Source organism: Pseudomonas sp. W2Oct36 (assembly GCF_041060465.1).
GTDB lineage: Bacteria > Pseudomonadota > Gammaproteobacteria > Pseudomonadales > Pseudomonadaceae > Aquipseudomonas > Aquipseudomonas graminis_B.
In genome coordinates, this window is sequence record NZ_JAUERW010000005.1 from 18,195 (window position 1) to 43,781 (window position 25,587).

Here is a 25,587-nt window from a genome sequence, read left to right on the forward strand (position 1 = left end):
CGCCCTCGCGAGCTTCGCTCGACGTGCCGGGCGTCCTTCGGCCGTTAATGCAGAGAATTCCAATGAAAATTGCAATCGTCCACGACTGGTTGGTGACGTACGCCGGTGCCGAAAGGGTTTTGGCATCGCTGATCAACATCTGGCCCGAGGCGGACCTGTTCTCCGTCATCGATTTCCTCAGCGACCAGGACCGCGCCCAATTGGGCGGCAAGGTCGCGACAACCACGTTCATCCAGCGCCTGCCCAAGGCCAAGACCAAATACCAGCGCTACCTGCCGCTGATGCCGATGGCCATCGAGCAACTGGACCTGTCCGGTTACGACCTGATCATCAGCAGCAGCCACGCCGTGGCCAAAGGCGTGTTGTGCGGCCCGGACCAGTTGCACGTCAGCTACGTGCACTCGCCGATCCGCTACGCCTGGGACCTGCAGCATCAGTACCTAAAAGAGGCGAACCTGAGCACCGGCCTGAAAGGCAAAGTGGCGCGGATGATCCTGCATTACATGCGCATGTGGGATCAGCGCACCGCCGCCGGCGTCGATGACTTCATCGCCAACTCGCACTTCATTGGCGCGCGCATCACCAAGGCCTACCGTCGCGAATCCACGGTGATCTACCCGCCCGTGGACACCCGCGGATTCGCGCTGCAGGAACAGAAGCAGGATTACTACTTCACCGCCTCGCGCATGGTCCCGTACAAGCGCATGCCGATGATCATCGAAGCCTTCGCGGCCATGCCGAACAAGCGGCTGGTGGTGATCGGCGACGGTCCGGAAATGGACAAGGCCAAGGCCGCTGCGGCCAACGCGCCGAACGTTACGCTGCTGGGTTATCAGCCGTTCGCGGTGTTGCAGGAACACATGAGCAACGCCAAGGCGTTCGTGTTTGCCGCCGAAGAGGATTTCGGCATCAGCCCGGTGGAAGCCCAGGCCTGCGGCACGCCGGTCATCGCGTTCGCCAAGGGGGGCGTGGTGGAAACGGTCTGCGGCCTGGATCACCCGCAGCCCACCGGCGTGCTCTACCCGGAGCAGAGCGTGGCGTCGCTGATGGCCGCCATCGAGACGTTCGAGATCAACGGTTCACGCATCACCGCGCAAGCCTGCCGGAGCAACGCCGAGCGCTTCAGCGAAGCCCGCTTCGAGCAGGAAATGCGCCAGTTCGTCGAGGCCCGCCTGACCGCTGCCCGTCAGAGCCGCCAGCCAGCACACACCCGGCCGATCCTGAGCGCGCCGACGCTGGTCAGCAGCGACCTCTCCGCCCGCGTTGTTCCGATCAAATCCGTCTGAGCGAGCACAGAATATGCGCACTCCATTACGGGGCATCCTGCATGCCCATTCATCGTCGCTGTCCGTCGCTCACCGGCTGCTCGATCTGGCGGTCATCGCGGTCGGCGGTTATGGCATCAACCTGCTCGCCGGCACGCCGATGAGCGCCGAAGCCTGGATGCAGATTCTGCTGGCGGCGGTGGCTTTTCACTGGCTGGCTGAATACCACCAGCTGTACGGCTCGTGGCGGGGCGAGCGCATCGTGCGCGAGCTGCTGAAGGTCGCCAATTACTGGGGCCTGGCCTTCGTGCTGCTGCTGTTCGTCGACTACCTGCTGTTACAGCCCGACCATCTGGCCGACAACAGCCAGATGGCCTGGTTTGCCGCCGTGCTGGTAACGCTGTGTGGCTATCGCCTGGCGATTCGCAGCGTGCTGCACAGTTTGCGCGCCCAGGGTTTCAATACCCGGCGCGTGGCGATCGTCGGCACCGGCCATTGCGGCGAGCGCCTGGCGATGTCCATCGAGCGCGCGCCCTGGATGGGCCTGAACTTGCTGGGCTTTTATGACCAGGCGCCGCAGCAGATCGACCTGGCGCGCATTGGCCGGCGCATTCCGGTGCTGGGCGATCTGGATCAACTGATCCAGGACGCCCGCGACGGCAAAATCGACAAGGTCTACATCACCCTCGAACTCGGTGCACAGGAACGTTTGCAGGCACTGATCAAAGGCTTGAGCGACACCACCGCGTCGGTCTACGTGATCCCGGACGTTTTCATGTTCGAGTTGCTGCACGCCCGCAGCGAGAGCATCAACGGCCTGCCCAGCATCAGCATTTTCGACTCGCCCATGGACGGCGCCTGGAGCGTGGTCAAGCGGCTGGAAGACATCGTGCTGTCGAGCATCATCCTGACCATGATCGCCCTGCCGCTGATGCTGATTGCCCTGGCGATCAAGCTCACCTCCCCCGGCCCGGTGCTGTTCCGTCAACGCCGTTACGGGCTGGACGGTCGGCCGATCATGGTCTGGAAATTCCGCAGCATGAGCGTGCAGGAAAACGGCTCGGTGGTGACCCAGGCCACGCGCAACGACAGTCGCATCACGCCGCTGGGCGCGTTCCTGCGGCGCACTTCGCTGGACGAGCTGCCGCAGTTCTTCAATGTGCTGCGCGGCGAGATGTCCATCGTCGGCCCGCGCCCCCACGCCGTGGCGCACAACGAGCAGTACCGCAAACAGGTGTCGGGTTACATGCTGCGGCACAAGGTCAAGCCGGGCATCACCGGCTGGGCACAGATCAACGGCTGGCGCGGCGAAACCGACACGCTGGACAAGATGCAGAAACGCGTTGAATTCGACCTGCAGTACATCGAGCACTGGTCGGTCTGGCTGGACCTGAAAATCATCCTGCTGACGCTCTTCAAAGGCTTCGTCAACAAGAACGCCTTCTAAAAGAAAATCTGCCAATAACCACAAACATGGCCAAGGGCTAGTAAGCTTGGCGGGAGGTGCACGGGTGCATGAGCGAATGTGATCCGATGTTCGGTGTAAGTAAGGGATGCAAAGAAATCACTGCGGTGCCAGTACGCACCTATTAGTAGGATGAGAAGGAACATTCATATGAAAGTAACGTTAGCGGTCGTGCTGCTTTCCAGTCTGGTGTTGCAAGGCTGCGCATTCGCCCCCGGTCAGTACATGTCTTACAGCGATGTCACCGAGAAAGACCCCGACGGTCCCCAGGTCACGCTGATCAACATCACCCCTGCCACCCTTGCGCAGCAGCAGAAAACGGCGGACGCAGCGGCCAAACCGCTGCCCCCGGAACTGCTGAACTACAAGACGCCTGAATACGTCGTCGGCCCGGGCGACGCCTTGCTGGTGACGGTGTTCGAACACCCTGAACTGACCGCGCCCGGCTCCCAGGAACAACTGGACGCCAACAGCCGCGAAGTGCTGAACGACGGCACCGTGTTCTTCCCGTACGTGGGCCGTATCCAGGCCGCCGGCAAGACCGTTTCGCAGATCCGCGATCAACTGCGCATGGGGCTGGCGCCGCAGTACACCGAAGTGAAAGTCGACGTCAAAGTGCTGCGTTACAACAGTCAGCGCGTCCTGCTCTCGGGTGCCTTCAAATCGGCTGGCCCGCAACCGATTACCAACATTCCGCTGAGCCTGGTTCAGGCCATCAGCCAGGCCGGTCTTGATTCGACCGACGCCAACCTTGCCGGCCTGACCCTGCGTCGCGATGGCAAGGATTACGTGATCGACGTGGACTCGCTGAACCGCAAGGATTCGCAGATCAGCAAGATCTTCCTGAAAGACGGCGACTACCTGCACCTCAACAGCAATTCGAAGAACAAGATCTACGTGCTGGGCGAAGTTCAGCGCCCGCAGGTGATCTCCTTCAGCACCACCAGCGTGACCTTGCTGGAAGCGCTTGGCACCTCTGGCGGCCTGAGCCCTGACGCAGCCGATGGCGATGCGGTGTATGTGATTCGTGCACAAGACGCCACCCACGGCGCGACGGTCTATCACTTGGCCGCGAAGAAGCCGACCAGTTACGCGCTGGCGAAAGGCTTCGAGCTGGCCGCCCAGGACGTGGTGTTTGTCGGCCCGGCCAACATCACCCGCTGGAGCCGTTACGTGAGCCAGTTGCTGGGCTCGAACAACATCATCCAGACCGGTGCGATGTTCAGGAATTGATGGGGCAGGCAGCTTCAAGCGGCACGTTTGAAGCTGCAAGCTGACAGCAGAGCAACAGGGAAATCCCCGCAGTGGTCCGACTGCGGGGATTTTTTTTGGGTTTGATTTGATGAGGGCAAGTGTCGCTGGGGAAACAGTGGATCAACAGTCGCGTGCGCCTGGATCAACAGTTTGGGGTGGTTGGCAGGATTGCAGCTGTGTGTGCTCGCTGGATTGACGGGGGCGGCGGGCGATGGAGAGCGCTGGCACGCATGCTGCTTGAGTACCGGCGAAGGGTCTTCACGCCCATTACTTCGCGTTGAACGCGGCCTGCTCGGTGCCTCGCACCTCGGGTGACTGACCCCAAGGAAACAACACATGTTGGTAGTTTCGATTTCAGGTAGCCCTTCCACCCGATCGCGCTCGGGCGTGGTGTTGCAGCATGCGGCGCACTGGCTCAAGGACCGTGGCGTCGAAGTCAGCGGTGTGCGCATTCAGGATTTTGCCGCCGAGGATTTGCTCTACGCCCGATTCGACAGCCCCCAGGTGGTGGCTTTCGTCGACGCGGTGGCGAAGGCGGACGGTTTGCTTATCGGCACGCCTGTGTACAAGGCGTCGTTTTCGGGGGCGTTGAAGACGTTGCTCGACCTGCTGCCGGAGCGTTCATTGCACGGCAAAGTGGTCTTGCCGATCGCAACGGGGGGGAGCATTGCCCACATGCTGGCGGTGGATTACGCGCTGAAACCCGTGCTGTCGGCGCTGAAATGCCAGGAAGTGCTGCACGGTGTATTCGCCATCGACAGCCAGATCAGCTATGGCGAGAACGCGTTGGGCGGTGAGCTGGATGAACTGCTGACCCAGCGCCTGCATGACGGTCTGGATCACTTTTTACTGGGCCTGCAACACCGGACTCAGGCGCGTCACACGGAAGCGGGCGGGCACTTGAAGCTGGCGTTGTAAGTGTTCCGGCTCAACCCTGACGGGCTTTCGACGCGACGCTGACTTCGGCGTTCACTTCACCACGGTTATCGAACGCGTGGGCCCGTTGCAGCTGTGGCTGTTCGATCAGTCGGGCTTTGCGGGCCTGGAATTCGTCGTAGGACAAGCCACCACGATTGAGGTCTTCGAGGGCCAGCTGGTGGGTTTCTTCAGCGCTGTAGGCACGCAGCTCGGGATGATTGCCAGCGGCACAACCGGCGAGGAGGGAGGCGGAGAGTAACAGGGAGAGGACAAGAAGACGGTTCATTGGGAGCCTCCATTCGGCTCGTTTCCGGAATGAAGCCAAGGCTACGCCCCGGGCCTTTCCAGCAGAAATCAGTCGTCTTGATAGTGGCTATCGGGTTGGGCGGTGACTGGACTTTTTGCGTTCGAAGATCGAGATCAAAAGCTTCCCGGCTGAACCCGGACATACACACACCCCATACCCACTTTAGGCCCGGAAACCCCCGGGAAGAGGCCCGCATGACCGCCTTCAATTTTTTGGCAAATACCATTCCATAGGGCTGCTCACTCCGAAAAGGCTTCAGCGTTTGCTCTGGACATGGTCAGACCAAAAAGTGCCACAGCAGCGACGTGCCGATCAGACCCACCACCGACACAATGGTCTGTAGCACCGACCAGACCCAGATTGTCTGCTTCAGTTGCAGGCCGAAGTATTCGCGGACCATCCAGAACCCGGCGTCGTTGACGTGGCAGAAGAACACCGAGCCCGCCCCTATCACCAGCGCCACCAGTGACGCTTCCACCGGCGCCAGCCCGGCCATCATCGGCGCGAGAATGCCCGCCGTGGTGGTCGTTGCCACAGTGGCCGAACCGGTCGCCTGACGCAGCGCAACCGCAATCAACCACGCCAGCAGCAGGTACGGCATGTGCGCGCCTTCGGCCACTTTGCTGATGGTCTGGCTGACGCCGGCGTCCAGCAAGGTTTGCTTCAAGCCGCCGCCCGCGCCGATGGTCAACAGCAGCACGGCAATCGGCGCGAGACTCTTACGCAGCGTGCCGCCCACTTGCTCGCGGGAGATACCGTTGGCCCAGCCCAGACACACCGTCGCCGCCAGCACCGCAATGCCCAACGCCACCAGCGGCTCACCGAGAAATTTCAGCGTCAGGGCGGTGTTGCTTTCCGGCGCCATGGCGATTTTCGCCAGGGTGCTGCCGAGCATCAGGATCACTGGCAACAGGATGATCAGCAACGAGATACCGAAGCTCGGTTGGCGGGAGGCAGTGGGTTTGGCCGAGAACAGCTCGCCCAGCTCTGCCGGCTCCTCTATGTGCATGCGCTTTGACAGCCAGTTGCCGTACAGCGGACCGGCGAGAATCACCGCCGGCACCGCCACGCAAAACCCCAGCAACATGGTCAGGCCCAGATCGGCGTGCAACGCAGCGACGGCGATCAGCGGCCCAGGGTGCGGCGGCATCAGCGCGTGCAGCGTGGTCATGCCGGCCAGCGCCGGAATGGCGATTTTCAGCAGCGGCTGGTTCGACTGGCGCGCCATGACGAAGATGATCGGCACCATCATCACCAGGCCCACTTCAAAGAACAGCGGCAGACCAATGACCATGGCCACCAGCGCCATGACCCACGGCAGCGTCTTGCCCTTGCCCAGCCCCAGCAACGTCGACGCGATGCGATCCGCCGCCCCTGATTCGGCCATCAGCGCCCCAAGCATGGCACCGAGGGCGATGATGATCCCGGCCTCACCGAGAATCCCGCCCGCGCCCTTGCTGAACGCCTTCGCCACTGCCTCCGCTGGCAACCCCGCGCCTATCCCTGCGATGAATGTGCCCACCAGAATCGACAGAAACGGCGGGAGCTTGGTGGCGCTGATCAGCACGATGATGGTGGCAATGGCGATCAGGCAGCAAATGATCAGGCGAGTGTCATGAAACACCCAGGCAGCAGACGACAGATCCAACGCGGAGCCCCTTATCGTTCGGTTTTTATTTCAGGAAGGTTTGAAACAATATGTTTCAACCGGCCGAACCATACCGGATGCGGCATTGCGTCGCAGTTAAATTTTTACAGGATCTGGCCGTTTCGCCGCCGGTCTCCAACGTGGAATGCGGTATCACCCAGCGGGAGCGAGCTTGCTCGCGAGGGCGGCATTTGAATCCCGCGCGCATTCGATCAGCACCTCGCGCAACCCCTGGGCCGCTGCCGACAGTTGGTGATCCGCCTGGGTCATCAAACCGATACGACGCTCGATGCGCGGGCCTTCCAGGGCAATGCAGCGGGCGCCGAGTTCTTCCATCTGCGCGATGCACAGCGATGGCACCGCGCTGACCCCCAGGCCATTGGCGACCATGCGCCCCACCGTCGACAGCTGATGGCTTTCGAACGCCACCGACAGTTTGCCGTGCTGGCTCTGCAGGTCCTGCTCCAGCAGCAGGCGCACGGCGGACGGGCGTTGCAGGGTGATGAAGTCGTGACGCAGCAGCTCGTCCCAACTCACTTCGCGGCGCGCGGCCAGTGGAGAATCTTTCGGCACCACGGCGACAAACCGATCCATGTAGAACGGCGTGAAGATCAGGTTAGTGCCCGCCTCGGGCTCGAAGCCGATGCCCAGTTCCACGCGGCGATGCCCGACCATTTCCACCACCTGCTCGTTGATCACGTCGTGCACCGCCACGTTCACCCGTGGGTAGCGCTCGCGAAACACCTTCAGCGCGATGGGCAGCAGATTGCCCGCGTAGGACGGCATGGCGGCCACCGACACCTTGCCCATTTGCAGGGTGAAACGCTGACGCAGGAGTTCCTCGGTGTTGTCCCAATCAGCGAGCAACTGGCGGGCCAGTGGCAGCAAGGCCTCGCCCTCCGGGGTCAGGCTGACATGGCGCGTGGTGCGGGTCAGCAACTGCCCGCCCAGGTCTTCCTCCAGCGCCTTGATGGTCAGGCTTAAGGCCGGTTGCGACACATGCAGCCGCTCGCCGGCCTGAGCGAAACTCAGGCACTGCGCCACCGCCAGAAACGCACGAAGCTGTTTCACGTTCATATATTTGGATTACTTATCAATCGATGAATAAATCAAAATTAACAAATCACTGCGTGCGAGAGAAGATGCGGCCAACGCTCTCCGATGCTTAGATTGTCGGACACAACTACAAATAAGGCGGGATCTCACCATGGCTGGACTCGACAAACGCGTGGCAACCTACGCTGAAGCCCTCGCCGGGCTGACCGACAACATGACCGTGCTGTCCGGCGGCTTCGGATTGTGCGGCATCCCGGAAAACCTCATCGCTGAAATCAAACGCATGGGCGTGAAAGGCCTGACGGTGGTCTCCAACAACTGCGGCGTCGATGGCTTTGGCCTGGGCATCCTCCTGGAAGACCGGCAGATCCGCAAAATGGTCGCGTCCTACGTCGGTGAAAACGCCCTGTTCGAACGCCAGTTGCTCAGCGGCGAGCTGGAAGTCGAGCTCACCCCCCAAGGCACCCTGGCCGAAAAAATGCGCGCAGGCGGCGCCGGCATTCCCGCGTTCTACACCGCCACCGGCTACGGCACCCCCGTCGCGGAAGGCAAGGAAACCCGTCAGTTCAACGGCCGCAACGTGATTCTGGAAGAAGCCATCACCGGCGACTTCGCCATCGTCAAAGGCTGGAAGGCCGACCACTTCGGCAACGTGGTCTACCGTCACACCGCGCAGAACTTCAATCCGGTCGTGGCCACCGCCGGCAAGATCACCGTGGTAGAAGTCGAAGAGATCGTCGAACCCGGCGTGCTGCTACCCACCGAGATACACACGCCCGGCATCTATGTCGATCGCGTGATTCTGGGCACGTTCGAGAAGCGCATCGAGCAGCGAACCGTCAGAAAAGCCTGACCCAAGCGCCGTACTCGCACCGATTTCCCCCTTTGTATCTCCGGTTTTTTACAGTCCGGACAGAATAAAAGAGACCCAAGACCATGGCACTCTCCCGCGAACAAATGGCACAGCGCGTTGCGCGCGAACTGCAAGACGGCTTCTACGTGAACCTGGGCATCGGCATTCCGACCCTGGTCGCCAACTACGTCCCGGACGGCATCGACGTGATGCTGCAATCGGAAAACGGTCTGCTCGGCATGGGCGCTTTTCCGACTGAAGAGACCATCGACGCGGACATGATCAACGCCGGCAAACAGACCGTGACCGCACGCAAGGGCGCATCGATCTTTTCGTCGGCCGAGTCCTTCGCGATGATCCGTGGCGGCCACGTCGACCTGACCGTGCTCGGCGCGTTCGAGGTGGACGTCGAGGGCAACATTGCGTCGTGGATGATCCCCGGCAAGCTGGTCAAGGGCATGGGCGGCGCGATGGACCTGGTGGCTGGCGCCGAGAACATCATCGTCACCATGACCCACGCGTCCAAGGACGGCGAATCCAAGCTGCTGTCACGCTGCAGCCTGCCGTTGACCGGCGCCGGCTGCATCAAGAAAGTGCTGACCGACCTTGCGTACCTTGAGATCGAAAACGGCGCCTTCGTGCTGCGCGAAACCGCCCCGGGCGTGACCGTGGATGAAATCATCGCCAAGACCGCCGGCAAGCTGATCGTGCCGGATGACGTGATTGAAATGACGTTTTGATCGCCCCGCAATGGCGCGGTTCTGCAGGATCCGCGTCATGCCCCACGTTTTCGCCACAGCTTAAGCGTTTGCCACACCCGCACCTTTCGTCAGACCGCCCTGCCCCTTCAGCGATGAAGGGGCTTTGCTGTATCTGAACCGGTGCTTTTTTCGCGTCACCGCCAACACTTGAAACTGCCGTCCAAAAAAAAACCTGAACAATAACTAAAAAGAGGTAACACACGTGGCCGCCGATATCGAAGAAAGCCGCTCCGCCCGCTTTGCCCTGCGTTGCGCCAAATGGGCGGAACGCTGGTTCCCGGACTCGTGGGTGTTCGCCGCCCTGGCCGTGGTCATCGTCACCCTCGCCACGCTGGTCATCGGCGCCAAACCCGCCGACACCGCCAAAGCCTTCGGTGACGGTTTCTGGAGCCTGATCCCGTTCACCATGCAAATGGCCTTCGTGGTCATCGGCGGTTACGTCGTCGCCAGCTCGCCGCCGGCGGTCAAACTGATCGACCGCCTGGCGCGCCTCCCGAAAAACGGCCGCTCGGCCGTGGCCTGGGTCGCGCTGATCAGCATGGTGGCCTCACTGCTCAACTGGGGATTGTCGCTGGTGTTCGGCGGCTTGCTGGTGCGGGCCCTCGCCCGTCGTACCGATCTGAAAATGGACTACCGCGCCGCCGGTGCTGCGGCTTATCTGGGTCTGGGCGCGGTGTGGGCCCTGGGCTTGTCGTCGTCCGCCGCGCAGCTGCAAGCCAACCCGGCCAGCCTGCCGCCGTCGATTCTGGCGATCACCGGGGTGATTCCATTCACCCAGACGATCTTCCTCTGGCAGTCCGGGGTAATGCTGCTGGCCCTGGTGGTGGTCTCGATCATCGTCGCCTACGCCACGGCGCCCGGCCCGGCCAACGCCCGCGATGCCAAGGAATGCGGCATCGACCCGAGCTTCAGCCTGCCACCGCTGCCGCCGCGCACCCGCCCGGGCGAATGGCTGGAATACAGCCCGCTGCTGATCATTCTGATGGTGGCGCTGGCGTCCGGCTGGTTGTACAACGAGTTCAGCACCAAGCCCGCCATCACCGCGATTTCCGGCCTGAACACCTACAACTTCCTGTTCATCATGGTCGGCGCGCTGCTGCACTGGCGTCCGCGCAGTTTCCTCGATGCCGTCGCCCGCGCCGTGCCGACCACCACCGGCGTGCTGATTCAGTTTCCGTTGTACGGCTCGATCGCCGCGCTGCTGACAACCGTCAAGGGCGGTGACGCGCAAACGGTCGCGCACCACATCTCGACGTTCTTCACCAGCATCGCCTCCCACGACACCTATGCGCTGCTGATGGGTGTGTACTCGGCGATTCTCGGGTTCTTCATCCCGTCCGGCGGCGGCAAGTGGATCATCGAAGCGCCGTACGTGATGCAGGTCGCCAACGACCTCAAATACCACCTCGGCTGGGCGGTGCAGATCTACAACGCTGCCGAAGCCCTGCCGAACCTGATCAACCCGTTCTACATGCTGCCGCTGCTGGGCGTGCTCGGCCTGAAGGCGCGGGATTTGATCGGCTTCTCGTTCGTGCAGTTGCTGGTGCATACGCCGCTGGTGCTGTTTCTGTTGTGGGTGCTGGGTACGACGCTGGCGTACATCCCGCCGGTCATGCCTTGATGGAATAATTAGGACCGGCTCTAGCCGGGAAGACGTCATTCGCCACACCGCACAATCGAGGGTGCATGTGAAGGCCCCTTCCCGGCTGAAGTCGGTCCTACAAAAGCAGTGTGGGCAGTCAGTGAAATTGGGGTGAACGCGGATGTAGGACTGCACAAAGGGGACTGATTTATTTACCACCACAAAGGGGACTGATTTATTTACAGCGCTTCACCGTAAATTAATCTGTCCCCGGCTACGGTACTTCAACTGCCAAAGCTGTACTCCCGCTCCACCCTGCAAACCCGCGTCGTACATTGCCGATACCAGGTCGACCGGCCGCGCTCACGGATTGCTCGATGTTCCGGATGTTCTTTCCAGGCCAGGATCGCGGCTTCATCCGCCCAGTAAGACACAGTGATCCCCAGCCCATCGTCGCCGCGTGCCGACTCCACGCCAAGGAAACCCCGCTGCTGACGAACAAGTTCGAGCATCCGTCGGGCCGCGTCGTCATATTCCGGTGCTTCGAGCTCAGTGCGGATCGAAGTGAAGATCACCGCGTAATACGGCACACCAAACGTGTTGGCCATCATCATGTCAAATCAACTCCGCCGCGCAGGCGCGCACAAAAGCCTTCACCAGCGGCGGGGTGCTGCCCTCCAGCGCGGCGCGTTCCGGTTGAAACAACGTGGCGACGAAAAACGGATGACCATCGAGTTCCACAGCCCGGACCTCGTCGTCTTCGTCGTAACCCGACACTCTCAGCGGGCCGGCAAACACGTCGGCCTCCAGTTCCTTGCGCAAACCATAACGGCAACGGTAGCGCTCCCGGGTTTCGAGCGAGTTGTACGCAGCAGCCATCCGCGACCCGGCCCGTAGACGAATCGGCGCGAAGGCCTCGACCAGCGAGCAAGTCAAGGGCGTGATGATGGCGTTCTCCGATTCCGGCGCCGTTTCGGCGTGCTCGGCATCGGCCCAGCCCAGATAATTGCGCGCGTACTCCAGCAACGCATGCTGAAAGCCGCCGCACGTCCCGAGGAAGGGCACCTGCCGCTCCCGGGCGAAGCGAATCGCCGTCAGCGCGCCGTCCATGTCGAGGTAGGGGCTGGCCGGCACGCACCAGATGCCCGCGAACCCCTGCAGGCTCGCGCCATCCCCGATGTCCGTCGTCGGGACCCACGTTGCCTGGACGTCGAGCCCCGTTTCGTTCGCCACCCTGTCCAGCGCCACGGGTATCGCTTGATGCGCCGGCACGCTCGGGTCGTAGTCTCCCACCAACGCGATTCGGATTTTCTGCCGCTGAGTCATGTGTGCTCCCTGATATCAAAACGCTTTGCATGAGGTCCGGGGGCGACTATAAGCTTGTCGTTCTGCAATCAGAATTGGCGTCCAGGCAAGTGATCAATGCAGCTGCGCACTATCGAATCAATCATGCCGACCTCACCCTCATCCTCGCGCTGGTGCGTGGGCGGACGCTGGCCAAGGCCGCTGAACTGCTGAGGGTCGATGTCTCGACGGTGTTTCGCGCGGTGCGTCGGATGGAAAAGGCGGTGGGCACGGCGCTCTTCGACAAGAGCCGCGCTGGCTACGTACCGACCAGCGCAGCACTGGCGCTTGCCCAGCAGGCCGAAAGTGCCGAGAACGCGCTGGCCCTCGCGCAATTGAGCCTTGAGCAAGGCCGGCAAGTCGTCAGCGGCACCGTGCGCCTGACCTGTACCGAAGCTGTTCTGCAAAGCCTGTTGCTCCCCGCCCTGAGCCGCTTCATGCCGGACTACCCGGGCCTGCGCCTGGAACTGAACACCTCCAGCACCTTTGCCAACCTGAGCCGCCGCGACGCCGACATCGCGCTGCGTCTGACCAACACACCGCCTGAGCACTTGGTCGGGACTCGCCTGGGCACAGTTACGTATCGGGTCTGTTCGAGCGAGGCCTACGCGCGACGCTGCGGTGATCTGGCCCTCGACGACATGGCCTGGATCGCCCCCGACGATTTCCTCCCCGATCACCCGACCGTGATGTGGCGGCGGCAGCATCTGCCCGGCGTGAACCTCGCTTATCGCTGCAGCTCCATGCTGGCAGTGGCGCAACTGGTGCGCGCAGGCATGGGTGTGGCAGCGCTGCCGGATTTCATGGTTCGGGACAGCGAGGTTCAGCCCATTACTGAAGCGCTCGCAGGGCATGGCACCGGGCTGTGGCTGCTGACCCGGCCGGATTGCCGGGCGCTGCGCTCGGTGTCGGCGCTGTTCAGCGAGCTGACCAAGGCGATTGAGCTGTAGGTTAGACGGCGCCAGATTGATGCCAGCTGTGTCGACGCCTTCCCGGCTAAAGCCGGTCCCACTAAGTAGGCGGTGTTCAGGTGGCCTGGGTTCAGGCAGGAAAGAAGTCAGCACATTGAGATTGAGCGGGCAAGATGCTTTCAGCGGGACCGGCTTTAGCCGGGAAGACGCCAGTCCCGGCGCCATCACTTTCTCGCTCGAACGGGGACAGATTAATTTACGGTGAAGCGCTGTAAATAAATCAGTCCCCTTTAAAACCGAGTCCCCTTTAAAACCGTTCCAAACCCTCTTCAACCACCCCGCCGCTCCCGGCGAAACTGCCCCGGCGCCATGCCGTGGGCTTTGCGAAAACGCCGCGAGAAATAGGCTTCGTCGGCGAACCCGCAGATCTCGGCGATGTGGCTCAAGGGTTTGCTGCTGTTCATCAAATGCGTGCGCGCCAGCCGCATGCGCCGCTCCAGGACCAGTTCGGAAAAGCTGCTGCCGGTTTCCTTGCGCAGCAGGTGGGTCAGGTAATTGGGCGACAAAAAGGCCGCCGACGCGGCATCGGTGAGGGTCAAGGCCGGATCGGCGATGTGCGCGCGAATGTAGTCGATCACCCGGCCCATCGCATCGCGCCGTCCCCGCCGCTCGGCCTTGTTCGCCGACAGCGCCAGCAACTGCGCTTCGTAGCGATTGCACACCGTGCCGATCAACTGCAGCAGACACCCCCGCAGGATCGCGCCTGAACCCAATGGCCTGGCGCGATCCATGTCGCGCATCCGCATCAACAGCGCGGTTACCTCAGCGAAGTCAGCGTCGTCGAGTGTGAAATCCACATGCTCCTGAAACCGGAACGGCGCCAGCTCAGGCGCGTCGGCGACGGGCACGTCTTCAAGGTCCATCGGATCGCACTGCAGATGCTGCAGGAGAAATTCCTGAGAAAAATTGATCAGCACAAAATTGCCGTCTTCGGGGTGCGGAATCACGTGCAGTCGATGGGGCAGGATGAACGCCAGGGTGTTGCGCGGAAATGGCCTGACCGCGCCACCGATGTGCTGCACGGTGTCGCCGCCGAGGTTGATCTGGATCTGGAAATATTCATGGCGATGGGGCGCTGTCAGCGCGGGTCGGGCGGACTTGTCACGGATGTAGAAATCCATGCGGTCGCTGCGCTGCTGCATGCCATAGGTCTGGATGCGGGACGGATGGGCCATCGCTGAAACACCTGAAATCGCTGGTTCGGACTGCCCCATGGTAGGGCAACGGCAGCAGCCGGACCAATCGATTATCAGGCGGGCATCCACATCGGATCAGCCAATTGTCACACTGAGTTCGGCAATGCCTTCGATCCCGGCGGTGAGCACATCGCCACGCTGCAACGCACCTACACCGGCCGGCGTGCCGGTGTAGATCAGGTCGCCCGCCTTGATCCCGACCGACTGCGACAGGTGCGCAATCACGTCCCGCACAGCCCAGATCTGGTCAGACAGATCGCCGCGCTGACGGCGCTCGCCATTGATGTCGAGCCAGATCGCCCCGGCTTCCGGGTGGCCGATCTCGCTGACCGGACGCAACGGTGTGGCAGGCGCAGAGGCGTCGAAGGCTTTGGCCCACTCCCACGGCCGGCCCATTTTCTTGGCCTGCGCCTGCAAGTCGCGGCGCGTCAGGTCCAGACCGACGCCGTAGCCCCAGACGTGGGCCAAGGCATCCTGCGGGTCGATGTTCACGCCGTCCTTGCCGATCGCCACGACCAGTTCGATCTCGTGATGCAGGTCCTCGGTGAGCGGCGGGTAGGCAATCCGGCCTTCGGCGGGCACCACGGCATCGGCGGGCTTCATGAAGAAGAACGGCGGCTCGCGGTCGGGGTCGTGGCCCATTTCCCGGGCGTGGTCGGAATAATTGCGGCCGACGCAGAAAACCCGACGAATCGGAAAGCGGCCGGACGTCCCGGCGACGGCCAGGGACGGTGTGGCAACGGGGGCGATAACGAACTCGGTCATGGCAGTGTCCTCGATTGAAGGTGGCGCGGCATGGGTTGAGTGTGGCGATTGATCCTTCAGCCGGGTTGGACGGATCCCGCCAGCTCTTGGACAAAACAACGCAACTCAACGCAACGAGCCGCCCCGGTCAATCAGCCACGTCCCACAAACGGCATGCTGCTGGCCATGACAGTCATGTTCAGCACGTTGGCCGACAGTGGCAGCCCGGCCATGTAACTCACCGCTTCAGCCACGTGCTGCACATTCATGGTCGGCTCGACTTGCAGCTCACCGTCAGGCTGCAAGACGCCTTTGGTCATGCGATCGGTCATTTCAGTCAGGGCGTTGCCAATGTCGATCTGACCGCAGGCGATATTGAATTGCCGGCCGTCCAGCGCGGTGCTTTTGGTCAGGCCCAGCACGGCGTGTTTGCTGGACGTATAAGGCGAGCTGAAGAGACGTGGCGTGTGCGCGGAAATCGAGCCATTGTTGATGATCCGGCCGCCTTGGGGCGCTTGGCGCCGCATCAGGCCGAACGCTGCACGCACGCACAAAAACATCCCGGTGACGTTGGTGTCGATGACGTTCTTCCACTGCTCGACCGACAGCTCATCCATCGGTACAGCGGGTGCGCCGATGCCGGCGTTATTGAACGAAACGTCCAGCCGGCCGAAAGAGCGTTCAATGGTAGCGAACAGCGCCTCGACACTGGCCGGATCGCGCACGTCCGTCGGCACCGCCAGCGCCTGCTGACCGGCAGCCTCGGCCTGTTCAACCAGCGCCTGCAACGGTTCAGACCGACGACCGGCCAGCACGACAGCAAAACCGTCGGCCAGTAATTGCAGCGCCACAGCACGGCCAATGCCGCTCCCGGCGCCCGTCACCAAAGCAACTTTCAACACAGAAGATGAAGACATGCACGATTCCTTTTTTGTCAGAGAGTGCCAGACCACTGATCGTCAGCTGTGAACAGGCGTCAGCACCGGCTTGCCCGCGTAAAACGCCAGCAGGTTGTCGGCAACCCTTTGCACGGTGTCGCGCGATGCTTCCGGCGACAGCCCCGCAAGGTGCGGCGTGAGAACCACGTTGTTCAGCGCCTTCAAGGCATCGGGGACCTGCGGTTCATCGTCGAACACGTCCAGCGCCGCCCCAGCCAGGCGGCCCTGCTTGAGCGCGTCGATCAGCGCATCGGTGTCGACAACACTGGCCCGGGCGATGTTGACGATGAAGCCCTCGGCGCCCAACGCTTCGATGGCGGCCTTGTCGATCAGGTGCCGCGTCGACCCGCCGCCCGGCGTTGCCACCACCAGAAAGTCAGACGCTTCCGCCAGCGCCAGCGGCGTCGCGCAATAGTTGAAATCCACGCCCGCCCGGGGCGAACGGCTGTGATAGTTGATGACCATGTCAAACCCCAGCGCGCGTTTGGCGATGGCCATCCCGACCGAGCCCAGACCGAGAATGCCCAGGCGTTTGCCAGCGAACGAGGGCCGTGTGACCTTGCGCCATTCGTTGCGGCGTACCGACGCGTCGGCCTGGGGAATGTCGCGGACCGCCGCCAGCAGCAAGGCCATCGCGTGGTCCGCCACCGTCGGGGCATTTACCCCTGCCCCGTTGGTCACCACGATGCCTCGCGCTTCGGCGGCTTCGAGGTCGACGCGCTCGTAGCCCGCCCCGATCACACAGATGATGCCGAGGTTCGGCAGTGCGGCCATCTCCTCGGCGGTGAACCCCAACGGGCCACGGGTCAGCACCGCATCAATCTCCCCACCCCCGTTCACCACCGCCTCGGCGCGCATCGCCGGCGTCGGCGCCAGAATCAGGCGAAAGCCGCTGCTTTCCAGAATCGGCAAATACATGTTCACGCTCTCAACCAGCACCAACACCGTTTTCATCATCCCTCCGCTGCGCGAAATTCGTGGAGCTGACAGTAGCGCGAGTAAGAGCGGTTTGGCAGGGTTGGAAGCCAGATAGAGATGGATTTCATAATAGACACGGTGCCGGATTGCCAGCCCGACTGAGTTTTTCCCAGCTAAAACGAGGCCCACTGCGCTAATCCCCGTCGCTGAGTCGTAACCCCCGGTTAGGACCATCGGCCTCAATGTCATAAAAATCCCGGAAACTGGCAGCGCCGCATTAACACTCAAACCGACAGCAATTCCCCTCACAGCGACAACCCCGGTTGCCCGCGACGCGCTTTGCTGTTTAAGGTCTGAGCCCTGCGACACCCGATTTCGTCACGACAAAACGATGTGCCACGCGGTGCGGCAACGGCTGCGCCATGAACGGACATGCAGAAAAGGAACGTCAGAACCATGTTGAAAGGATTATCCAGAACGTTGAGCGGCGCCGCGATGGCCGGCGTGTTGTTGTCATCTGCCGTGGCCCTGGCCGCCGCTGACACCGGCAACGCACCGGGTCGGGCGCTGGCGGCGAAGATCGGTGTGCCGTGGCCGGCGGTGATCGCCCATCGCGGTGCTTCGTTCAATGCGCCCGAAGAAACAGTGCCTTCGTACACGCTGGCCCGCGAACTGGGCGCGGACTACCTGGAGATGGACATTCAGCGCACCAAGGATGGCGTGCTCATCGCGCTGCATGACAACACGCTGGAGCGCACGACCAACATCGCCGAGGTCTATCCGCAACGGGCCAAGGACCCGCTGAACACCTTCACGCTGGAAGAAATCAAGCGCCTTGACGCCGGCTCCTGGTTCAACAAGGCCTACCCCGATCGCGCCCGCGCCACCTACGCCGGGCTGAAGATTCTGACGCTGGACGAAGTCATCGACATCGCCGAAGGCGGCAAGAACAAGCCCGGTCTGTACATCGAAACCAAGGTGCCGGCACAGTTTCCGGGCATCGAAGAAGATTTGAAGAAGAAACTCGATCAGCGCGGTTGGCTGAGCCAGCGCCCTGCCGCCGAGAAAGGCTACGTCAACGTCGCCCACATGCCGGGCCGCGTGGTCCTGCAGACCTTCGAAAAACCAAGCCTGGAATTGCTGCAAAAGAGTATGCCCGACACGCCGAAAGTCCTGCTGCTGTGGCTGGGTGACGGCTCGATCGAAACGGCTTCGGGCAAGACATTCAAGGATTCGGGCGCAAAGGACAAGGCCAGCTTCTACGCCAGCCAGCAGGTGAAATCGAAAGAGGAGTTCGCCGCCTGGATGGACTGGGCCAAAGCCCACGGCGCCGTAGGGACCGGGCCGTCGGCAGCGCTGAAGAACGGCGGGGACCAGAGCTACAGTGACCTGGTGCAGCCTTGGATGAACAAGATGGCCCACGATCGCGGAATGATCGTTCACCCGTACACCGTGGATGACGCGGTGGACTTCAAAGCGATCAGCGAACAAGGGGTGGACGGGTTCTTCACCAACCGGGCTGCGGAATTGCTGAAGTTCTACGGCCGGCCGTCGAAGGAAAGCATGGACTCGATCCTGAAACGCAGCGGTTTCTAACGTCGAAACCAGTGATCAGGATGTGGGAGCGCCACCCCGGTCACTCCCACAAATGCCCGACGGTTTTAAGCCAGCTCTGCCACCACCGCAGCCAATGCTTTCGCCGGATCGGCCGCCTGGCTGATCGGGCGGCCGATAACCAGATAATCAGACCCCGCATCCAGTGCCTGACGCGGCGTCAGGATGCGGCGCTGATCATCCAGCGCACTGCCAGCCGGACGAATGCCCGGGGTCACCAGTTGCAGTGACGGATGCGCGGTTTTCAGCGCCTGGGCCTCCAGTGCGGAACACACCAGACCGTCCATCCCGGCTTTTTCAGCCAGCGCCGCCAACCGAAGCACTTGCTCCTGGGGCTCAATGTCCAGACCGATCCCGGCCAGATCCTCGCGTTCCATGCTGGTCAGCACGGTGACGCCGATCAACAGCGGCTTGGGGCCGGTGCGCTGATCCAGCACGTCACGGCAGGCTGCCATCATGCGCAGGCCGCCTGAGCAGTGCACGTTGACCATCCATACGCCCATCTCAGCAGCGGCCTTGACCGCCATCGCCGTGGTATTGGGAATGTCATGGAATTTGAGGTCCAGAAACACGTCGAAGCCCTTGCCGTTAAGGGTTTCGACGATGTCCGATGCACAGCTGGTGAACAGCTCCTTGCCCACTTTGACCCGGCACAGCTTGGGGTCCAGCTGATCAGCCAGATTCAACGCGGCTTCGCGGGTCGGGAAATCCAGGGCGACGATGATGGGGGTCTGGCAGGCGGACATGAGCGGGTTCTCTGGCAAGTCGAAATCGGCGCGCATTGTAGCCGAACATCCCCCATGGCGGGACCCGGCAATCGGTAAATGCCTGCCCGACACGCACCAGGCGTCGGGCATCTTCTACAATTGAACCACTGGGCAGCGTCGCTGCTCCAACCTCTATCACAAGAAGGAGAGCGTTATGCCCTGGTATGCCTGGTTAATTCTGGTCGTTGCAATCGGCTCGATCGTCGGCGGTCTGCTGATGCTCAAGGACTCAGCGAAGAAACTGCCCCTGACTGATGAACAGCTCAAGCGTGTCCACGAGCGCAATGCCGAGATGGACGCAAAAGAAGCGCGGGACCGCTGAGTCAGCCCGCCAAACGATACGGTTAAAGCCCATTGCGGGAGCACGCTGCCAGCGCTCCCGCATCGCGCCCCCCCTCTGGCGCCGCGCTTCCTCCGCCGGTAATAGGTGCCCTCGTCAGTCCCCCTCCTTCCTGTCGCCCAACGCCACCGCGCGACGGGTGGACTGCGGTGTCACCGCGATGCGAAACGGCTGAAAGATTTTGAACATCTCCCCGTTCTCCCGGAGCTGCCGCAGCAGTTCGCTGAAGCGTTCGCCGCTGATGGGCGCATCCGGACGCAACAACGCGTAGTGGCGATAGACCTGATCCACCCGGTCCGAGATCAGAAACTGATCGGCGTCCTGCGGGTTGTTCGACATGAACGTGCTCAGGTAGGAGCGCGTCACCAGGGCGATGTCCGCACGGTCACGCAGCACCATCAGCAAGTTGCTGTCGTGGGAATAGGTCAGCGTGGCGTTGTAGTTGTCGGCAAGAAATTTAGGGTCGGGGTCGAACCCCGCGAACGCATAGTGATAGCCGCTGAACAGCGCAAGGCGCTTGCCATGCAGCTCATCGAAATAGGTCTGGGTCCTGCCCTTCAAGCGATGGGCCACAAACACTTCGGCGTCTTCGAGCCCCATATCGACCGCTTCGTGGGGAATGCCTTTCCAGCCCCAGTCGGGGTTTTCGAAAATGGCCATATCGAAGCGTGCCTGCTGGAAATCGCGAAACCGGCGCGGGATGGACGTGGGCACCGCTTCGAAGCGGTATTCGGTCTGCATCGCGTTCAGTGCGCTGATCATCTGCGGCAGCAGCCCAGTGTCTTCGCCGCGCTCGGGACGAATCGTATACGGCGGGAAATGCGCTGCACCAATGCGCACGATCTGGGTCGCACCGACCTGCCAGGCCCACAGCGTTGTGGTCGTGAACAGCAGGGTTTTAAAAACCATCCGCATCGGCGTGGATATCAAGAAAAGGCACCTCAGGCGAAACGGAGTACGTAAGCTATGCGTTCGCGATCAATTAGACAACGGTCAAACGGAAGCTAAATCGCCTCTGTCGTTCCAACTCTCGCCCTCCTTGCGCCTTGCTGCCCCCTTTCCCTTTTAGCCCACATCCGGGCTGAAGCTGTCCTTGTCCTGTGCATTATCGACCGCGCAGCGCTTTATGTGAGGACCAATGCGCCTGCAATTTATGCCGAGGGATGGGGGCCAGGCAAGCGCTGTCCCGGCCATATGCAAGTCAGGCACTACAAAAGACGCTGGCCCGGCAAACCTTCCTGCCCGCCGCGAGTCCCAATCATGGATCATCTGCGCCGGCAGTTGGACGTAAGGGCCGTGATGTGGCTACGCTCCAGGGCGCTGCCGCAGGTTATGAGACAGGAGTTCGAAATGCCCTACTGGCTGGTGATAGACCTGGAGGCCACCACCGAAGAGGGCGGGTGGCCGGTGGCGGAAATGGAAATCATCGAAATCGGTGCGTCGCTGGTCAATCAGGACGGGCGCGAAATCGACCATTTCGAACGTTACGTGCGGCCCATGCGCCGGCCGTTGCTCACGCCCTTCTGCCGCGAGCTGACGCACATTCGGCAGAGCGTCATCGACAGCGCCTTGACGCTGCCCGCCGTATGGCCACAGTTCGAACGCTGGATCGCCCAACACCGCGAGCGACTGGTGGCCTGGACCAGTTGGGGCGATTACGACCGCCAGCAACTGCAACAGGATTGGCATCAGCACCGGCTCGCCAGCGAACTCGCCACCCTGCCCCACATCAACCTGAAACAACGCTTCGCCAAAGCCCGTCACCTGCAAAAGCCCTGTGGCCTGAACACCGCGCTGCAACTGGCGGGAATGCATTTCAACGGCCAGCAGCACCGGGCGTTGTCAGACGCGCGCAATACCGCACGGTTGTTACCGCTGGTGATTCCCGGCTAGGGCGTGACGCATTTATCAAAGCGGATGACGGCCTTTTATACGTTCGGCATACTGTTCGGCCCTTTCCAGCCCTTCCCAAGGAATTCAGCCATGTTCAAGGTCAACGAGTATTTCGACGGTACCGTCAAATCCATCGCCTTCAAGCAAGCAGCAGGCGACGCGACCATCGGCGTCATGGCTCCCGGAAAATACAACTTCGGCACCGGCGACCGGGAAATCATGCACGTGATCTCAGGCGAGCTGAAAGTGCTGCTGCCGGGCGCCAATGATTGGGAAACCTTCAAAGCCGGCACGGATTTCAAAATCCCGGCGAACGTCAAATTCGACGTCGAAGCCACCGAAGAAACCGCCTACCTCTGCGAATACCGCAAAGACTGATACGCAGATTCAGGCCGGCGCTCAGCCGGCCTGCTCCACCCCGGCATTGAACTGCAAGGCTGCCAGCCGCGCGTACAGCGGGTTGCTGGCAATCAGCTCGCGATGGGTTCCCACCGCGACCAATTTCCCCTGATCCATGACAGCAATTCGGTCTGCGTTCTGCACCGTCGCCAGTCGGTGGGCGATCACCAGGGTCGTGCGGCCCTTCATCAACGTTGGCAACGCCTGCTGAATCAGGTACTCGCTCTGGGCATCCAGTGCGCTGGTGGCCTCGTCGAGCAACAGAATCGGCGCATCGGCCAGCAAAGCCCGGGCGATCGCCAACCGCTGACGCTGCCCGCCCGACAAGCCCATGCCGCCGTCACCCAGGTGCGTCTGATAACCCTGGGGCAGCAGTTGAATGAACTCATGGGCATGGGCAATCCGCGCAGCGGCCTCCACCTGCTCGACACTCGCCGCCGGGTTGCCGTAGCGAATGTTGTCCTCCACCGAGCCGAAAAACAGCGCAGGGGTCTGTGACACCCAGGCGAAGCACCGGCGCAGGTCCAGAGGATCAAGGCGCTCGGCGGGGATGCCTTCAATCAGCACGCGGCCCTGTTGCGGGTCATAGAAGCGCAACAGCAGGTCGAACAAGGTCGACTTGCCCGCGCCCGAAGGCCCGACCAGCGCCAGGGTTTCCCCCGCTTCGACGCTCAGGCTCAAGCCGTCTACGGCATTGCGTTCCGGGCGCGAGGGGTAGGCAAAACTGAGGTTTTCCAGCGCCAACCGACCGCTGATGCGCGCCGGCAGCGTGAGCAGATCGCTGGCAGGCGCGGTGATTTCGCTGCGTGCCTGCAGCAGTTCGGTGATGCGCTCTGCCGCGCCCGCCGCCCGTTGCATCTCGCCGATGACCTCGCTAAGGGTGCCGAATGCGCTGCCGACGATCAGGCTGTAGAACACAAACGCTGCCAGCTCGCCCCCGGAGATGCGGCCGGCAATCACGTCCATCCCGCCGACCCAGAGCATCACACCCACCGCGCCCAGCACCAGCACGATCACCAGGGTAATCAGCCACGAGCGCTGCAGAATACGCTTGCGTGCCGTCTCGAAGGCGCCTTCGGCGGTCTGCGCGAAACGCTGTCGATCCTGCTCCTGATGGTTATAGGCCTGGACGGTTTTGATCTGCCCAAGGGCCTCGGACACGTAGCTGCCGACATCCGCCACGCGGTCCTGGCTCTCCCGCGACAGGCTGCGCACACGCCGCCCGAAAATCAGAATCGGCGCGATCACCAGCGGCAATGCCACGACGACGATGCTGGTGAGCTTGGGGTTGGTGAAGAACAGCAGGATGATTCCGCCAATGACCATCAGCGCGTTGCGCAGGAACATCGACAGCGACGAGCCGATCACCGATTGCAGCAGCGTGGTGTCGGCGGTCAGGCGCGACTGGATTTCCGAGCTGCGGTTGTTCTCATAGAAGCCCGGGTGGAGGCTGACCAGATGGTCGAACACCTGCTTGCGCAGATCGGCGACCACCCGTTCGCCGATCCACGACACCAGATAAAACCGCGCGAAGGTGCCGATGGCGAGGGCGACCACCAGCCCCATGAACAGGCCGATGGTTTCATTGAGCAGCGTCGGCGAACGGGTCATGAACCCCTGATCGACCATCAGCCGGATGCCTTGCCCCATCGACAGCGTGATGCCGGCAGTGACCACCAGCGCGAGCAACGCGCCGAGGGCTTGCTTGCGGTACGGGGCGATCATGCGCAAGGCAAGACGAATGGCATGCCGCTGACGGCCGGAAAAAACTGAAGCCATGGAGAACACTCGCAAGACGAATCAGTCGCAGAGCCTACACCTCCCTCCCCGCGCACGCTCGTCAGCTTTCGCTGAACTCTGCGCGCCGTCGTCAGTCATGGATTGTTCTCACGCCCTGCGTGCATGGGCCTTGCACACCGCCTTCCCCGACGACTCGCGACCGCGACGCAGATCGGCCGCAGCAGGTGTCACGGCGCAGTCACGCGGGCGTGGCTACTATGAACGCGCAACCCCCTGATGAGGAGACAGCCCATGAGCTTGCAAAGCAGCAGCAATCAAGAACCCGTGTTCCGCCCGCAACCTGAGCTGCAACTGGGCGGCGCGATTCTCGACAGAAACGGGCAGGAAATCCTGATCACTGAAGAAATGGTTCAGGCTGCCTGTCAGGAATGCGAGAAGTACTGGGTGCAGCCCGAAAAACAAGATTGATGCACAGATCTGCTTGAAACCCGGCCATGGCGCCGGGTTTTTTATGGGCGCGATAAACATTCTGCAATACACAGCGCGTTTATTCCGTTGCCCATCGGCGGGCACTCCGATTACGTCCTTGGGACTTTCAACAGTCAATCCGACTCAACTCAAGGAAGACCTGCCATGACCGACACTCACTACGCCTACACACCAAAAGAACTGGATGCCGTATTTGAGGCAGTTGTGAACACCATCTTCGATGTACCGAAGGACATTGCAGACGATGGGCAGCCCGCCCCGAAAATTCTGGTGGTCGCCGGCGTACAAGGGTCCGGCAAGACCTACATGCTGAACAACACGCTGCTCAAGATTCCCGGATACGGCAACTACGTGCATCTTTATCAGGAGTATTTTCGCGAGCTGCACCCGCGCTATGCCGAGTTCGCCGATCAGGACGTGACCCGCCGCTACAAGCACACTGAAACCTTCATCTGGGAGCTGTGCAGCCGCATCTTTGCTTATGCCCACAGCAACACGTTCAACATCGTGATGGAAACCGCGCTGGACACCAAAGCCTTCGCCACGGTGATCTCGGGCCAGGCACTGGCCGCCTACCAGTTCGACGTTCACCTGATTGGCTGCAAGAAGGATTTCGTGCACCTTTCAACCATCAGGCGCGCCTTCAACGCGCTGGAAGCCGGGACCCTCGAGCGTTTTGTCGATATCGCCACCATCGAGACGAGCATCGAGAACGCCGAGGTCATTCTCAATGCGTTCGAGGAGGCTTGCATGAGGGTGAGCGGCTCCACCATCACCCTGTACGAGCGCGGCTTCGGTGAGCTCAAAGACCGCAAAAAAATCTGCAGCAGCCGCTGTGATCGAGTCGACTCGCTGACCCCGTACGTGTTCACCAATGAACAAGGCACAGAAATCACGTTGCAGGAACAGGTGCACCGGATCGAACGCAGCGAAGCGTTACCCACCCCCTGCAGCTTTGCCAGCTTCATCGCGCTGATCCAAGCCCCTGTCTCAGGCGCTGAAGATCGCCTGGAAGCCTGGCAAGAGGCCTACACCGCACTCCCGAGAATGCGCCAATTCTGGCAGCACGTTCCGCCCCGCCTGCCCGAGACACTCTGGTCTTACATCAAAAAATACAGCGAGTGA

26 protein-coding genes are annotated in these 25,587 nt (G+C 61.7%); 14 read left to right on the plus strand and 12 right to left on the minus strand.

The genetic code is table 11. The annotated features are described in order from the left end of the window. The first annotated feature begins 62 nt into the window (after positions 1–62). The 4 genes from QWI18_RS09450 (at position 63) to ssuE (ending at position 4,902) form a co-directional block, all read left to right on the plus strand. Positions 63–1,286: a glycosyltransferase family 4 protein gene (locus QWI18_RS09450; RefSeq protein ID WP_065986249.1), complete on the plus strand. Its 1,224-nt coding sequence runs from the start codon at positions 63–65 to the stop codon at positions 1,284–1,286. Positions 1,287–1,299: 13 nt separating this feature from the next. Next, a complete protein-coding gene (locus QWI18_RS09455) occupies positions 1,300–2,712 on the plus strand; it encodes an undecaprenyl-phosphate glucose phosphotransferase (RefSeq protein ID WP_369318711.1) in 1,413 nt (470 codons plus the stop codon). A 168-nt stretch (positions 2,713–2,880) separates the two neighbouring features. Next, the gene (locus QWI18_RS09460) at positions 2,881–3,963 is read left to right on the plus strand and encodes a polysaccharide biosynthesis/export family protein (protein ID WP_065986247.1); all 1,083 of its coding nucleotides are present in this window, start codon (positions 2,881–2,883) and stop codon (positions 3,961–3,963) included. Positions 3,964–4,320: 357 nt separating this feature from the next. Then, positions 4,321–4,902, plus strand: a complete 582-nt coding sequence (gene ssuE / locus QWI18_RS09465; protein ID WP_369318712.1) for an NADPH-dependent FMN reductase — start codon at positions 4,321–4,323, stop codon at positions 4,900–4,902. A gap of 10 nt (positions 4,903–4,912) precedes the next feature. On the opposite strand, the gene QWI18_RS09470 is transcribed toward ssuE, so the two are convergent. From QWI18_RS09470 to QWI18_RS09480, 3 genes are all read right to left on the minus strand, one after another. Further along, positions 4,913–5,188 (minus strand): hypothetical protein, encoded by a 276-nt coding sequence (locus QWI18_RS09470; RefSeq protein ID WP_192134812.1) that lies wholly within the window; start codon positions 5,186–5,188, stop codon positions 4,913–4,915. 298 nt (positions 5,189–5,486) lie between these two features. Further along, positions 5,487–6,857 carry a gluconate:H+ symporter gene (locus QWI18_RS09475; RefSeq protein WP_369318713.1) on the minus strand — a complete coding sequence of 457 codons (1,371 nt, stop codon included), beginning with the start codon at positions 6,855–6,857 and terminating at the stop codon, positions 5,487–5,489. Between the two features lie 153 nt (positions 6,858–7,010). After that, positions 7,011–7,934 (minus strand): LysR family transcriptional regulator, encoded by a 924-nt coding sequence (locus tag QWI18_RS09480; RefSeq protein WP_065986243.1) that lies wholly within the window; start codon positions 7,932–7,934, stop codon positions 7,011–7,013. A 130-nt stretch (positions 7,935–8,064) separates the two neighbouring features. Between QWI18_RS09480 and QWI18_RS09485 the strand changes: the two genes are divergently transcribed. The 3 genes from QWI18_RS09485 (at position 8,065) to QWI18_RS09495 (ending at position 11,148) form a co-directional block, all read left to right on the plus strand. Beyond that, positions 8,065–8,766, plus strand: a complete 702-nt coding sequence (locus QWI18_RS09485; RefSeq protein ID WP_037013408.1) for a CoA transferase subunit A — start codon at positions 8,065–8,067, stop codon at positions 8,764–8,766. 83 nt (positions 8,767–8,849) lie between these two features. Beyond that, positions 8,850–9,506 (plus strand): CoA transferase subunit B, encoded by a 657-nt coding sequence (locus QWI18_RS09490; protein WP_065986242.1) that lies wholly within the window; start codon positions 8,850–8,852, stop codon positions 9,504–9,506. Positions 9,507–9,729: 223 nt separating this feature from the next. Further along, a complete protein-coding gene (locus QWI18_RS09495) occupies positions 9,730–11,148 on the plus strand; it encodes a short-chain fatty acid transporter (protein ID WP_065986241.1) in 1,419 nt (472 codons plus the stop codon). Between the two features lie 245 nt (positions 11,149–11,393). Here QWI18_RS09495 and QWI18_RS09500 read toward each other — a convergent pair whose 3' ends face one another. Together QWI18_RS09500 and QWI18_RS09505 are read right to left on the minus strand one after the other, a co-directional pair. Beyond that, positions 11,394–11,720 carry an antibiotic biosynthesis monooxygenase gene (locus tag QWI18_RS09500; protein WP_065986268.1) on the minus strand — a complete coding sequence of 109 codons (327 nt, stop codon included), beginning with the start codon at positions 11,718–11,720 and terminating at the stop codon, positions 11,394–11,396. A gap of 4 nt (positions 11,721–11,724) precedes the next feature. Continuing rightward, positions 11,725–12,435 carry a CTP synthase gene (locus tag QWI18_RS09505; RefSeq protein WP_369318714.1) on the minus strand — a complete coding sequence of 237 codons (711 nt, stop codon included), beginning with the start codon at positions 12,433–12,435 and terminating at the stop codon, positions 11,725–11,727. A gap of 29 nt (positions 12,436–12,464) precedes the next feature. Between QWI18_RS09505 and QWI18_RS09510 the strand changes: the two genes are divergently transcribed. Further along, positions 12,465–13,403: a LysR family transcriptional regulator gene (locus tag QWI18_RS09510; protein ID WP_369318715.1), complete on the plus strand. Its 939-nt coding sequence runs from the start codon at positions 12,465–12,467 to the stop codon at positions 13,401–13,403. 290 nt (positions 13,404–13,693) lie between these two features. Here QWI18_RS09510 and QWI18_RS09515 read toward each other — a convergent pair whose 3' ends face one another. From QWI18_RS09515 to QWI18_RS09530, 4 genes are all read right to left on the minus strand, one after another. After that, positions 13,694–14,599, minus strand: coding sequence for an AraC family transcriptional regulator (locus QWI18_RS09515; protein WP_369318716.1), 906 nt, complete (start codon positions 14,597–14,599; stop codon positions 13,694–13,696). Positions 14,600–14,695: 96 nt separating this feature from the next. Next, positions 14,696–15,385, minus strand: a complete 690-nt coding sequence (locus QWI18_RS09520; protein ID WP_065986237.1) for a fumarylacetoacetate hydrolase family protein — start codon at positions 15,383–15,385, stop codon at positions 14,696–14,698. Between the two features lie 131 nt (positions 15,386–15,516). Continuing rightward, positions 15,517–16,281: an SDR family oxidoreductase gene (locus tag QWI18_RS09525; RefSeq protein ID WP_065986236.1), complete on the minus strand. Its 765-nt coding sequence runs from the start codon at positions 16,279–16,281 to the stop codon at positions 15,517–15,519. Between the two features lie 42 nt (positions 16,282–16,323). After that, positions 16,324–17,256: a 2-hydroxyacid dehydrogenase gene (locus QWI18_RS09530; protein WP_296307440.1), complete on the minus strand. Its 933-nt coding sequence runs from the start codon at positions 17,254–17,256 to the stop codon at positions 16,324–16,326. Positions 17,257–17,676: 420 nt separating this feature from the next. On the opposite strand from QWI18_RS09530, the gene QWI18_RS09535 reads away from it, so the two are divergent. Next, positions 17,677–18,816: a glycerophosphodiester phosphodiesterase gene (locus QWI18_RS09535; protein WP_369318717.1), complete on the plus strand. Its 1,140-nt coding sequence runs from the start codon at positions 17,677–17,679 to the stop codon at positions 18,814–18,816. Between the two features lie 65 nt (positions 18,817–18,881). On the opposite strand, the gene pyrF is transcribed toward QWI18_RS09535, so the two are convergent. Next, positions 18,882–19,580, minus strand: a complete 699-nt coding sequence (pyrF, locus tag QWI18_RS09540; RefSeq protein ID WP_167355761.1) for an orotidine-5'-phosphate decarboxylase — start codon at positions 19,578–19,580, stop codon at positions 18,882–18,884. Between the two features lie 175 nt (positions 19,581–19,755). Here pyrF and QWI18_RS09545 point away from each other — a divergent pair, with 175 nt between their 5' ends. Next, complete coding sequence (locus tag QWI18_RS09545) at positions 19,756–19,923, plus strand: DUF2897 family protein (RefSeq protein ID WP_065986232.1); 168 nt, start codon at positions 19,756–19,758, stop codon at positions 19,921–19,923. A 114-nt stretch (positions 19,924–20,037) separates the two neighbouring features. On the opposite strand, the gene QWI18_RS09550 is transcribed toward QWI18_RS09545, so the two are convergent. Next, positions 20,038–20,868: an ABC transporter substrate-binding protein gene (locus QWI18_RS09550; protein ID WP_065986267.1), complete on the minus strand. Its 831-nt coding sequence runs from the start codon at positions 20,866–20,868 to the stop codon at positions 20,038–20,040. 423 nt (positions 20,869–21,291) lie between these two features. On the opposite strand from QWI18_RS09550, the gene QWI18_RS09555 reads away from it, so the two are divergent. Both QWI18_RS09555 and QWI18_RS09560 read left to right on the plus strand, forming a co-directional pair. Next, positions 21,292–21,834 (plus strand): exonuclease domain-containing protein, encoded by a 543-nt coding sequence (locus QWI18_RS09555; protein WP_065986231.1) that lies wholly within the window; start codon positions 21,292–21,294, stop codon positions 21,832–21,834. Positions 21,835–21,924: 90 nt separating this feature from the next. After that, positions 21,925–22,212, plus strand: coding sequence for a pyrimidine/purine nucleoside phosphorylase (locus tag QWI18_RS09560; protein WP_065986230.1), 288 nt, complete (start codon positions 21,925–21,927; stop codon positions 22,210–22,212). 21 nt (positions 22,213–22,233) lie between these two features. On the opposite strand, the gene QWI18_RS09565 is transcribed toward QWI18_RS09560, so the two are convergent. After that, complete coding sequence (locus QWI18_RS09565) at positions 22,234–24,012, minus strand: ABC transporter transmembrane domain-containing protein (protein ID WP_369318718.1); 1,779 nt, start codon at positions 24,010–24,012, stop codon at positions 22,234–22,236. A gap of 252 nt (positions 24,013–24,264) precedes the next feature. Here QWI18_RS09565 and QWI18_RS09570 point away from each other — a divergent pair, with 252 nt between their 5' ends. Next, the gene (locus tag QWI18_RS09570; protein WP_166650608.1) at positions 24,265–24,441 is read left to right on the plus strand and encodes a PA1571 family protein; all 177 of its coding nucleotides are present in this window, start codon (positions 24,265–24,267) and stop codon (positions 24,439–24,441) included. A 165-nt stretch (positions 24,442–24,606) separates the two neighbouring features. Then, a complete protein-coding gene (locus QWI18_RS09575; protein WP_192134783.1) occupies positions 24,607–25,587 on the plus strand; it encodes a zeta toxin family protein in 981 nt (326 codons plus the stop codon).

Coding starts and splice junctions, on each gene's coding strand:
- QWI18_RS09450 (WP_065986249.1), top strand. CDS start 63: ATGAAAATTGCAATCGTCCACGACTGGTTGGTGACGTACGCCGGTGCC.
- QWI18_RS09455 (WP_369318711.1), top strand. CDS start 1,300: ATGCGCACTCCATTACGGGGCATCCTGCATGCCCATTCATCGTCGCTG.
- QWI18_RS09460 (WP_065986247.1), top strand. CDS start 2,881: ATGAAAGTAACGTTAGCGGTCGTGCTGCTTTCCAGTCTGGTGTTGCAA.
- ssuE (WP_369318712.1), top strand. CDS start 4,321: ATGTTGGTAGTTTCGATTTCAGGTAGCCCTTCCACCCGATCGCGCTCG.
- QWI18_RS09470 (WP_192134812.1), bottom strand. CDS start 5,188: ATGAACCGTCTTCTTGTCCTCTCCCTGTTACTCTCCGCCTCCCTCCTC.
- QWI18_RS09480 (WP_065986243.1), bottom strand. CDS start 7,934: ATGAACGTGAAACAGCTTCGTGCGTTTCTGGCGGTGGCGCAGTGCCTG.
- QWI18_RS09485 (WP_037013408.1), top strand. CDS start 8,065: ATGGCTGGACTCGACAAACGCGTGGCAACCTACGCTGAAGCCCTCGCC.
- QWI18_RS09490 (WP_065986242.1), top strand. CDS start 8,850: ATGGCACTCTCCCGCGAACAAATGGCACAGCGCGTTGCGCGCGAACTG.
- QWI18_RS09500 (WP_065986268.1), bottom strand. CDS start 11,720: ATGATGGCCAACACGTTTGGTGTGCCGTATTACGCGGTGATCTTCACT.
- QWI18_RS09505 (WP_369318714.1), bottom strand. CDS start 12,435: ATGACTCAGCGGCAGAAAATCCGAATCGCGTTGGTGGGAGACTACGAC.
- QWI18_RS09510 (WP_369318715.1), top strand. CDS start 12,465: ATGAGGTCCGGGGGCGACTATAAGCTTGTCGTTCTGCAATCAGAATTG.
- QWI18_RS09515 (WP_369318716.1), bottom strand. CDS start 14,599: ATGGCCCATCCGTCCCGCATCCAGACCTATGGCATGCAGCAGCGCAGC.
- QWI18_RS09520 (WP_065986237.1), bottom strand. CDS start 15,385: ATGACCGAGTTCGTTATCGCCCCCGTTGCCACACCGTCCCTGGCCGTC.
- QWI18_RS09525 (WP_065986236.1), bottom strand. CDS start 16,281: ATGTCTTCATCTTCTGTGTTGAAAGTTGCTTTGGTGACGGGCGCCGGG.
- QWI18_RS09530 (WP_296307440.1), bottom strand. CDS start 17,256: ATGAAAACGGTGTTGGTGCTGGTTGAGAGCGTGAACATGTATTTGCCG.
- QWI18_RS09535 (WP_369318717.1), top strand. CDS start 17,677: ATGTTGAAAGGATTATCCAGAACGTTGAGCGGCGCCGCGATGGCCGGC.
- pyrF (WP_167355761.1), bottom strand. CDS start 19,580: ATGTCCGCCTGCCAGACCCCCATCATCGTCGCCCTGGATTTCCCGACC.
- QWI18_RS09545 (WP_065986232.1), top strand. CDS start 19,756: ATGCCCTGGTATGCCTGGTTAATTCTGGTCGTTGCAATCGGCTCGATC.
- QWI18_RS09555 (WP_065986231.1), top strand. CDS start 21,292: ATGCCCTACTGGCTGGTGATAGACCTGGAGGCCACCACCGAAGAGGGC.
- QWI18_RS09560 (WP_065986230.1), top strand. CDS start 21,925: ATGTTCAAGGTCAACGAGTATTTCGACGGTACCGTCAAATCCATCGCC.
- QWI18_RS09565 (WP_369318718.1), bottom strand. CDS start 24,012: ATGGCTTCAGTTTTTTCCGGCCGTCAGCGGCATGCCATTCGTCTTGCC.
- QWI18_RS09570 (WP_166650608.1), top strand. CDS start 24,265: ATGAGCTTGCAAAGCAGCAGCAATCAAGAACCCGTGTTCCGCCCGCAA.
- QWI18_RS09575 (WP_192134783.1), top strand. CDS start 24,607: ATGACCGACACTCACTACGCCTACACACCAAAAGAACTGGATGCCGTA.